Annotated in this window: 5 protein-coding genes; 2 read left to right on the top strand and 3 right to left on the bottom strand. The window is 47.6% G+C overall.

All coding sequences use genetic code 11. The annotated features are described in order from the left end of the window. Positions 1 to 349: 349 nt before the first annotated feature. Positions 350 to 2,584, top strand: coding sequence for a methyl-accepting chemotaxis protein (locus tag AB7U36_RS14205; RefSeq protein ID WP_428160395.1), 2,235 nt, complete (start codon positions 350 to 352; stop codon positions 2,582 to 2,584). A gap of 104 nt (positions 2,585 to 2,688) precedes the next feature. Then, positions 2,689 to 2,979: an integration host factor subunit alpha gene (locus AB7U36_RS14200; protein ID WP_428160394.1), complete on the top strand. Its 291-nt coding sequence runs from the start codon at positions 2,689 to 2,691 to the stop codon at positions 2,977 to 2,979. A gap of 55 nt (positions 2,980 to 3,034) precedes the next feature. Here the strand turns inward: AB7U36_RS14200 and recD2 are convergent, their stop codons facing one another. The 3 genes from recD2 to cfa form a co-directional block, all read right to left on the bottom strand. Beyond that, entirely contained in the window at positions 3,035 to 5,572 is a 2,538-nt protein-coding gene (gene recD2, locus AB7U36_RS14195) for an SF1B family DNA helicase RecD2 (protein ID WP_428160393.1), read from the bottom strand. A 65-nt stretch (positions 5,573 to 5,637) separates the two neighbouring features. Next, the gene (locus AB7U36_RS14190; RefSeq protein ID WP_428160392.1) at positions 5,638 to 6,288 is read right to left on the bottom strand and encodes a hypothetical protein; all 651 of its coding nucleotides are present in this window, start codon (positions 6,286 to 6,288) and stop codon (positions 5,638 to 5,640) included. Positions 6,289 to 6,471: 183 nt separating this feature from the next. Beyond that, a complete protein-coding gene (cfa, locus tag AB7U36_RS14185; RefSeq protein WP_428160391.1) occupies positions 6,472 to 7,608 on the bottom strand; it encodes a cyclopropane fatty acyl phospholipid synthase in 1,137 nt (378 codons plus the stop codon). Positions 7,609 to 7,883: the final 275 nt, after the last annotated feature.

Genomic DNA, 7,883 nt, shown 5'->3' with positions numbered 1-7,883 from the left:
CCCTCAATTTTCATCACCAGGTTGCCGTCCTTATCTTGATTCTCGGGAACCATGTGTACTCCTTGTCTGATTTCACTGCTGTTTTTTAAAATATACGCCAATCAAAATTCTGTGTCAAAAAAGTTCAATATTATCATCTAAAAGCCAGCATGTCCTGATTCATATTGACAATAAAACCCCGGTATAGATATACTTTTACAATTTTCAATTGCATCACTTTTAAATTAGTAACGCGTTCAGGGCAGGCTGTTACGAAAAAAAAAATTTATCCGTACGAAAATTATGATATTTGATGGGTGAAATAAAATTCTCGTTTTTTAGAAATCACTTCATCTGTAAGGAGGATGGGATGCGTTTCAAAAATTTTAAGATCAAGAGGAAAATTATCGTAATCGTTATTCTGGCAATTCTCATTTCAGTAGGCGTTGTGGGGAGCTACTCCCTTTACAGCACCATCCACCTGGTCCACGAAGATATTGCCGCCTTTGAAAAAGAGCTGATGGATGAAACCAGACAAAAGCTTATAGACTTGGTGGATTCGGTCTATACCATGGTTGTAAAGGTTCATAGCCAGGCCGTTAGTATTGAAGATATAAAAAAGAGATATGGTGCAGAATTGAAAAATCTTGTGGACCTTCCTTATTCCATGGTTAATAGGGCGTATACACAAGCCCGGAATGCATCCTCCTATATTGACGATCAAAAAATGGAAACAGTCCAGAAAAAGATTGGGTCCGAAATTGAGGCGTTGCGCTATGAGAACGGCAACTATTTCTGGATCAATGACACATACCCCAAAATGGTTCTGCATCCCACGGTACCGGATTTGAATGGAAAAGACATTTCCCGGTTTGCCAAAAACGGGAAAGTCGTTACGGCCCAAGGAACTGATGCCCCCATGTTTGTGGAGATGGTTCGTCTATGCAAGGAAGCGGGAGAGGGATATGTCAGCTATCTTTGGCCCACCATTGATGACACCAACAAATGGGAGAGAAAACTGTCCTATGTCCGTTCTTTCAAGCCCTGGAACTGGATTATCGGTACAGGTGTATACGTTGGCAAAGCTGAAACAGACGCACAAAAAGTGGCCATAAACATTGTTTCTGATATGAAATACGGGGACAATGACTATTTTTACATCATGGATACCCAGGGCAATGTTCTGGCCCATTTAAATCAGGAGAGCATTGGCACAAATTTTATGGACATAAAAGATTCCTCCGGAAGATTTATATTCAGGGAAATTATTGAGATGGCCAAGTCTGACGGTCAGGGCCATATAAATTATACCTGGCCTAAAATAGGATCTGAAAAAGCTGAACCCAAAATCGGATATTTCAGATACTTCAAACCCTGGAACTGGATTGTTGTCACAGGCGTATACATTGATGGGGTGCAAAATAAAATTGTGGAGAAAAGAGAACAACTTAATCATATGGTCCAAAATCAGATTCTTTTTACGGCGGTAACCATTACCATACTCATACTCGCGGCTTTCTTCTGGGTAAGATTCATGGCCAGAAAATACATTGAACTGCCCCTTTCCCAGGGTGTTGATGTGGCAAACAAACTTGCCCAAGGCGATCTGAACGTTACTATTGAATCCAACAGTGAAGATGAGATAGGAGATCTTCAAAAGGCCATTAAGAATATGGCGGCATCGCTTACGGAGATTGTCGATGAGGTCCAGAATGCTGTAAGCAACGTTGCTGCCGGCAGCGAAGAACTCAGCGCCACATCTGAGCAGATGTCCCAGGGCGCCACGGAGCAGGCAGCCTCTGCGGAACAGGCTTCCGTCGCCATGGAGGAGATGTCCGGTAATATCAGACAGAATGCAGAGAATGCCCAGCAGACTGAACGGTTAGCTGTCCAGGCAGCTGAAGACGCCGAGCAGGGGGGAGAGGCTGTGGCCAAAACCGTTGAGGCCATGAAAGAAATTGCCGCCAAGATCCTTATTATTGAAGAGATTGCAAGACAGACCAATATGCTGGCGTTAAATGCCGCCATCGAGGCGGCCCGGGCCGGAGATCACGGCAAGGGGTTTGCCGTGGTGGCAGATGCGGTCAGAAAGCTTGCCGAACGCAGCCAGACTGCAGCCAGTGCAATCAGCAATTTGTCCACTTCCAGTGTTGAAATTGCTGAAAATGCCGGTGCAATGCTCAACAAAATCGTTCCGGATATCCGCAGAACCTCCGAACTGGTTCAGGAAATCAATGCGGCCTCTGCGGAACAGAGCACAGGCGCAGACCAGATAAACAAATCCCTGCAGCAACTGGATCAGATTATCCAGCAGAATGCCAGCTCTTCCGAGGAGATGTCCTCAACCGCAGAAGAACTCTCTGCCCAGGCAGAACAGCTTCAGCAGGCAATCTCCTACTTCAGGCTTGGAAAAATAAAAACCCGGGGGCAGGTGTTTCAAAAGGAAAAATCCGTATCCAAGGCAGATCGGATAAACAGCAGCCGGGAGAGCCGTGACTCAAAAACCATGGCCATTACCAACAGTCAGGACGCACTGGGCCAGGTCCGGGGCGTTGTGCTGGACATGGGGGATGATTCCCTGGATGACGATTTTGAAAAATACTAGACATGATTCGTGTCAGGTGTTCATCTAATCGCTTGACTCTTTTGGAAAACCGATTAATATATTCAAAGTTTATTCAATCTAAATTATTAAAAAAGGCTGAAATTTTGACCTGTACCAAATCCATACTCATCGAAGAAATTTCAAATATATTTGATCACAACCCATCCCAGTCCAAAGAGGTACTTGAAACCCTGATTGAAATCATTAAGTCCACCCTGGCTTCGGGTGAAGATATTATGATTTCCGGATTCGGGAAATTCCAGGTCATTGAAAAGTCCCCGAGAAAGGGAAGGAACCCGGCTACAGGGGATGCCATGCTCCTTGAAAAAAGACGGGTGGTCACGTTCAAATGCGCAGGCAAGCTTAAAAATAAAATCAATGAAAGCATTCAATAAAATCCTAATGCACACGATTTTCACGTAACCGGTTTTTCTTTTTGTCCTGAAGCGGCTATATTTTTACCTCTTTTGTGAGCAGCATTTTGAGCGCGGTCTGGCGGCGGCTGATATCCTGATTTCCCACGGCCATGCCCAAAGCCCTTCGGGTGCCTACAAACACGGCCAGTTTTCGGGCACGGGTAATTCCTGTGTAAATCAGGTTGCGGAAAAGCATTTTAAAATGCTGGGTCAATACCGGAATGATCACCACCTCAAATTCACTTCCCTGGGATTTATGGATGGTAATGGCATAGGCCAGGTCAAGTTCCATAATGTCTGCTTGGCTGTAGCTTACCACCCGGTTATCCGGTAGAAAACGGACCGTGCAGGTCATATCCATGGTGTTAATCCGGTCAATGATGCCGATGTCCCCGTTGAATACCCCCAGATCATAGTTGTTTTTTCTGTGGATCACCCGGTCCCCGGTTCTGAATATCCGCTGGCCCACGGTGAGCTGGGCCTTGCCCGGTTCCATGGGATTATAGCTGTCCTGGATCTCACGGTTCAAAGAAAGGGTGCCAAGACTGCCCCGGGTCATGGGGGAAAGGATCTGGATTTCCGTATCTTTTCCCAGGTATTTGGGAATCCACTCCAGATATAATTTTTTCACTGCATCCAAAGCAGACAGGCCATAATGCAGAGAGGACCATGGGTGTATCTTTTCCACCACCTCCATAAGTTCTTCAATGGGATTTTCAGTGACTGCCAGGCGGGCCAGATCCACATGGGCAAACTTCCTGGGTATCGCAATTTCGGTCTCCCAGGCGGAACACGCCTCGTTAACCCTGAATTCATACAACTCTCCATGATCATTGTCCCGGGGATCAGGAATTTGTTGAACAGCACTGCTGTTTGACGTTTCCGGGTCACCAGGCATATATAAACGTTTGACCCGGCTGACAAAGGCGATCTGTTCTTTGGTCGCTTCATCGGAATCAATGAACAAACAGTCGGTTCCGTCCTGCCAGATGGACGGATATTTAAACGGACTTTTTATCCATGGCATCCGGCCTTTATTGATCTGGTGGGCAAATTTTATGATCAAAGAGGACTGGGCCTGGCGAAACACCTGGGTAAGCCGGAAACAGGGCACTGTTTGTGATGCAATGATATCTTTGAGCACGTTGCCCGCCCCCACTGAAGGCAGCTGGTCATAGTCGCCGATAAATACCACCTGGCATAGCCTGGGTACTGCTTTGAGCAAGGAGGCCGTAAGATTGATATCCAGCATGGAGCACTCGTCCACCACCAGAAAATCTGTCTTTAAAGGGGAGTTTTCATTTCGTTTGAATCCGCCGGCTTTCCAGCCCAGGAGCCGGTGAATGGTTTTGGCCGGTTTTCCGATCACCTCGCTCATACGCTGGGCAGCCCGGCCCGTGGGCGCGGCCAGCATCACCTTTTGGCCCATGGCTTCCAGCAGGCGGACCATCACCCGTGTGGCTGTGGTTTTACCGCACCCGGGTCCACCGGTGAGAACGGAAAACTGCTGCTGCACCACACCCTTGACTGCTGTGGCCTGTTCAACGGAAAGCTGCATCTGACAGCGTTGGCAGAATAACGCCACCCACCGGTCAATCCGGGCCTGGTCAAAGGTCCGGTCAGGTCCTGGATCTGAAAGACGCCTGGCCACATACGCCTCGTCAAAATAGAGAGACCGGGCATAGTAACAGGCCACAGGCTGTCCGCTGTCATCGGCCAGATCCCTGCGCATCAGAAGCCGCTGGGATTCCATGTCTGCCAGAAGGGTTTCAAGCTGCTGTGACAGATCAAGCTTGAGCAGATCTTCTAGCTGTTCCCTGATCTGGGGAAATGTAAGATAACAATGCCCGAACTCCCGGGCTGCGGAAAGCACGTGGCGGATACCGGCGGTGATTCTTGGGAGACTGTCCGTTTCAAGGCCAATGCTCAACGCCACCTTATCTGCGCTAAAGAAACCAATGCCGAAAAAATCAGCAGCAAGGCGATAAGGGTCCTGGGTGATCCAGGCAATGGCATTATGGCCGTATTCCTTATATATGCGAACGGAAAACAACGTGGAAATCCCATGGGACTGCAGGAACATCATCACATCCCGGATGGCCCGGTGCTCCTCCCAGGCCGTTGAAATCATGTCAAGCTTTTTGTGGGCAATCCCGGTCACCTCCACAAGGCGCTCAATATCGGATTCAAACACATCCAGGGTCTGGTCCTTGAAATATCCCACGATTTTTTTTGCGGTTTTGGGGCCCACCCCTTTGATCATCCCTGAACCAAGGTATTTTTCCAGGGCAGATGCCGTAGCAGGCTTTTTCTCCCTGGCATGCACGGCCTTGAACTGACGGCCGAATTTCGGATGTACCGTCCATGCCCCCTCAAATTCCATGGTGGCACCGGCAAACACCTTTGTCTGATGGACCACCACGGTTTCCCGGCTGCCCGGACGATCAAAGGGCAGTACCTTGAGAATAGACCAGCCATTGTCCGGATTATGGAATGTGACCCGGTCCACGACACCTTTTAAGACTTCGTTGATATGGCCGGTATCAGGCAATGTATCTGTCATTTGGTTCATATGGGCTCACCATACAGGACACGCCGGACCAAAACAACTTATTTAGTCAAATCTGGTTTGACCCGCTACCCCTGATTGTATACATACGTATAGGGCGTTTCCTCATGGCTGATATTCCACAGTGTTTCCAGGGAGCCTGAGGCGGCATTGATGCTGGAATATTGGGCTGCCAGGGAGAGAAGGTCCGCCTCAGTGGTGTCGCTGTTGATGTAATCGGCCAGGCTGGTGCTGGTTACTTTTTCCTGAAGGGCTTCGGTAAAATCCAGAATTTCATTGTTTGCTGTTAATGCAGTGAATGCCTGGGTGAATTCGCTGTTTGCGTTTAACATGTCTTCAAGTTCATCACTGCCTGTAAAGCTGTTTTCAACTTCAATTTCATTGTCGCTGTTCAAGGACAGGGAAACCTGCTGGTCGGCATCAATGCCCAGCTCTTCCATGGCTGAGGCCAGCAGCGTGTTTACTATGTCTTCCTGATCGGATGAAGCCGTTTCAAAATCCGACAAGGTCAGTGTACCTGTTGCCGGAAGTCCTAATGATTCCCGGTTGGCTGCGGCCAGGGCTTCTGCCGACAAGGTCACGGTATCTGTGCCGGTGGATACGCCGGTGTTTGAATCCTCGTCATCCTTACTGATAGGCGAGGTCGTTGACAAAAGGCTGGACAAGCCGGTTTTGGCATAGGCGCTAAGACTTGAATAATCACTGGATATGGCGGTCATGATCTTTTCCTTTTCTTAATGATATGATCACTATCTCTCTTTATTTGAAATAGCAATTACTGTGCCGCAGAAAAGAAAATAATAATGCCTTTATTCTCCAATACCTTTGCCTGATCCGACCTATTCGTAACTTTTGTTGAACAGCAATAATTGCCCGGTTTATCGGCAATTTTTACCGTATGGTCATATAAACAACTCCCCTTCGCTGCGGAACACCCGGTTAATTCCGTTTTTGGAAAATACAATCTGCCACAGCTGATTCCGCCGGGTTCTGAAACTGGCTGCACAGGACAGAAGATAATAGGTCCACATGCGGAAAAACCGCATGTCATATTGGTCTTTGATTAAATTCCAGTTCTTCGTGAAATTTTCATACCAGGCCATGAGGGTCCTGTCATAGTAACGGCCCAGGCTATGCAGGTCTTCCAGAATAAATAGTCCTTCTGCGGCTTGGGAGACCTGGCTGGCAGAGGGGACCATGGAGTTGGGGAAAATATATGTGCTGATCCAGGGGTCCGTTCCTTTGGCAGAGGTATTTCCTGCGATGGTGTGCAGAAGAAAAAGCCCGTCATCTTTCAGGCACCGGTGGACCACTTCCATAAAGGTCCCGTAATTTTTCCATCCCACGTGTTCAAACATGCCGATGGAAACAATCCTGTCATATGTTTTATTCAAATTACGATAGTCGGACAGTTCAATGGTTACATCAAGGTTTTTGCATTGTTCCCGGGCATATTCTGCCTGTTCCTTTGAAACGGTGATGCCCTTGACCTTTACGCCGTAAGTCTGAGCCGCATATTTTGCGAACCCGCCCCATCCGCATCCGATATCCAGAACTGCCATCCCGGGTTTGAGACCGATTTTCCGGCAGATCAGATCCAGCTTTCCAATCTGGGCCTCATCCAGATTATCTGCATGGTGCCAGTATCCGCACGAATAATTCAGCCCTTTATCCAGCATGATTTGAAAAAGGGCGTTGCCGATATCGTAATGCTTTTGTCCGATGATAAACGCCCGGGTTTTGCTTTGAACATTCATTACCCTGGCTTTGAAAATTTCCCAGAGGATGGCCGGCTTCATGGATTTGATCTTTTTATCCAGCCGGGATTCGAGAATTCTTTTGAAGAATTCATCCAGGGCCCTGCAATCCCACCAGCCATCCATATAGCTTTCCCCCAGAGCCAGGGAACCGCCCGAGATGATTCTCCGGTAAAATTGGGGGTTGTTGATTTGAATATCCCAGGGACGATTTCCATTGATCTGGATATCCATTGGTTTTAAGATTGTTTTTATAGTCTGCTGTGCTTTTTCTCCTTTCATGGTTCCTCTTCCTTTCCGGCCCAGATCCTGCTTTTTTTGGCGTGTTGCAAGTTCAGAGGGCCAATGGATGAAAGACCCGGGATACCTGTCTAACTATGCAGGCCCAAGGCCTTTACAATTGACGATTTTTTATTTTGCCATAAAAGAAAGTAGTTTTCAACTTTATTAGAAAGCCCGGCGTTGCCCTTGAAAAAAAACAGGCATCAGGTTTTTTAAAACCTGATGCCTCTGTGATGGATTTACAGTTTCGGGTTATTTATTTTTTGAGCTTAATT

It is taken from the genome of Desulfobacter sp. (genome assembly GCF_050177295.1).
Note: the sequence above shows the minus strand (reverse complement) of the source record. Positions and strands in the feature narration are given on the sequence as shown.

What these genes read in the sequence shown, in the direction of transcription:
- AB7U36_RS14205 (WP_428160395.1), top strand. Translation starts at nt 350, where the DNA reads ATGCGTTTCAAAAATTTTAAGATCAAGAGGAAAATTATCGTAATCGTT.
- recD2 (WP_428160393.1), bottom strand. Translation starts at nt 5,572, where the DNA reads ATGAACCAAATGACAGATACATTGCCTGATACCGGCCATATCAACGAA.
- AB7U36_RS14190 (WP_428160392.1), bottom strand. Translation starts at nt 6,288, where the DNA reads ATGACCGCCATATCCAGTGATTATTCAAGTCTTAGCGCCTATGCCAAA.
- cfa (WP_428160391.1), bottom strand. Translation starts at nt 7,608, where the DNA reads ATGAAAGGAGAAAAAGCACAGCAGACTATAAAAACAATCTTAAAACCA.